3 protein-coding genes are annotated in these 1,832 nt (G+C 47.7%); 1 reads left to right on the forward strand and 2 read right to left on the reverse strand.

Annotated features, from left to right (window positions below; genetic code table 11):
* Positions 1 to 55 precede the first annotated feature (55 nt).
* Positions 56 to 682 (reverse strand): thymidine kinase, encoded by a 627-nt coding sequence (locus JX312_RS13020; protein WP_204458351.1) that lies wholly within the window; start codon positions 680 to 682, stop codon positions 56 to 58.
* 124 nt (positions 683 to 806) lie between these two features.
* Between JX312_RS13020 and JX312_RS13025 the strand changes: the two genes are divergently transcribed.
* Positions 807 to 1,385: a DoxX family protein gene (locus JX312_RS13025; RefSeq protein ID WP_124031176.1), complete on the forward strand. Its 579-nt coding sequence runs from the start codon at positions 807 to 809 to the stop codon at positions 1,383 to 1,385.
* A gap of 41 nt (positions 1,386 to 1,426) precedes the next feature.
* Here JX312_RS13025 and nth read toward each other — a convergent pair.
* Positions 1,427 to 1,832: endonuclease III (nth, locus tag JX312_RS13030; protein WP_204458352.1), on the reverse strand; the 406-nt coding region annotated here is incomplete at its 5' end.

Genomic DNA, 1,832 nt, shown 5'->3' on the forward strand with positions numbered 1-1,832 from the left:
TTAAGGTCCATCTCAAATTCCGGCAAGAATTCCCCTCGATTCGGGAATATTCCTGCTAATTATCAAGCGGGAGCTGTCCGTTGCGGCTCTGCTCCACTTTTTTGTTTCGCCAGCAGTTGCGGCATACGGATATGTAACGGTCGTTACCTCCTATCTCGACCTGATCTCCTTCAGTGATTATCTCGCCACGCGAATCTATCCTGGCGTTCACAATCGTTTTGCGACCGCAATTGCAGGTGCTCTTGATTTCATCTATAGTGTCGGCAATCTCGAACAGACGGCGTGAACCCTCGAACAGTCTTGTCTGGAAGTCGGTGCGAAGTCCGTAGCATATCACATTGATTCCATAGGTATCTACCACACATGCAAGCTGGTCCACCTGCTCCGGAGCGAGAAACTGTGCCTCATCAACAAGTATCCAGTCCGGATGCAACCCTTTTTTCTCCACCATCTCGCGGATGTATGCGAAAAGGTCTGTATCACGATATATCCAGCGGCATTCACGCTCAATGCCTATGCGGCTGCGAATGACGTTCTTCTTTTCACGGGTATCTATCGAAGGTTTGAAACAAAGATAAGACATGCCCCGCTCTTCGAAGTTATATGCTGTGGTGAGCAACAGGGCGGTCTTTGCCGAGCCCATGGTGCCATACCTGAAATATAGTTTTCCTAATCTCTTCATGATATTGCGAATTTACAAAAATATCCCCAAGTGACAAAGTTTTTGCTGCAAGATATTGAACATTCGACCGTAAGTCATTGTTATTGATGCTATAAGTAAGATACAGACAAATAATTGTTCCACTATGGCAGATGTAAAAATCATATCCGTAAATCCGGGCAAAAAAACGCCGGGCGCGCTTAATTTCGAATTTATCGGACGAATGGCACGCACCTGTCGACCCGTAGGAAAAGTAATAAAGACCGAACGCCTTAAGTCGGTCTGCAATTCCATATTCGGCATAAACCGGTCTGTCACAAATGTCGGATCGATAAAATTACTGACAATCAGGTTCTTTATCGCCGCGTTTCTCATTGCCAACGGCATTCTTGGCATACACTCGGGAGTCAAGGTGTCACCTGTAGACATTTCGCTTTTCAATATAATCGCGGGAAGCATGATATTTTTGGGATTCTTCGCCCGTGTTGCCTCGACTGCAGGCATAGTTATCTATACATATGCTGCGGTTTCTCACGCAGTGGGACTTCCTCCGGTTTCCCCTTCACCGGAAGGCTACGGTCCGGACTTTCTTGCAATTTCGCAAGCGTTGCTGTTTCTTTTCCTTGCCATTACCGGACCAGGCAGATACTGCATAGACCAGATAATACGCAGGCATATCCTTCTTATTGCCCGGCGCAGACGCAGACAATCAGAAAATCTTTAGAAAGCGGTTGTAAGAGCACGTTTACAGTTTCCACGATACCGTTACACCTTGTAACTCTTGCAATAGTCCCGAAGTCGACAATCGAGACAGTCCGGTCGACGCGCCTTGCATACATATCTGCCATGAAGGATCAGCCAGTGATGCGCGGTTGAAAGCAATTCCTCGGGAATATATTTCACAAGAGTTTTCTCTGTCTCAAGCGGAGTCTTGGAATTATTGGTCAGTCCGAGACGGTTGCTGACACGGAACACGTGCGTGTCTACCGCCATAGCCGCCTTGTTCCAGACCACAGCAAGCATGACATTGGCGGTCTTTCGCCCTACTCCCGGAAGCTTCATGAGGTTGTCAATATCCGTCGGCATCTCTCCTCCGAATTCCTCCGTCAGTACTCTTGCAGCACGGATCAGATGCCGCGCCTTATTGTTGGGGAACGTCACACTCTTTATA

It is taken from the genome of Barnesiella sp. CU968 (assembly GCF_905219685.1).
Classification (GTDB): Bacteria; Bacteroidota; Bacteroidia; order Bacteroidales; family Muribaculaceae; genus Lepagella; species Lepagella muris_A.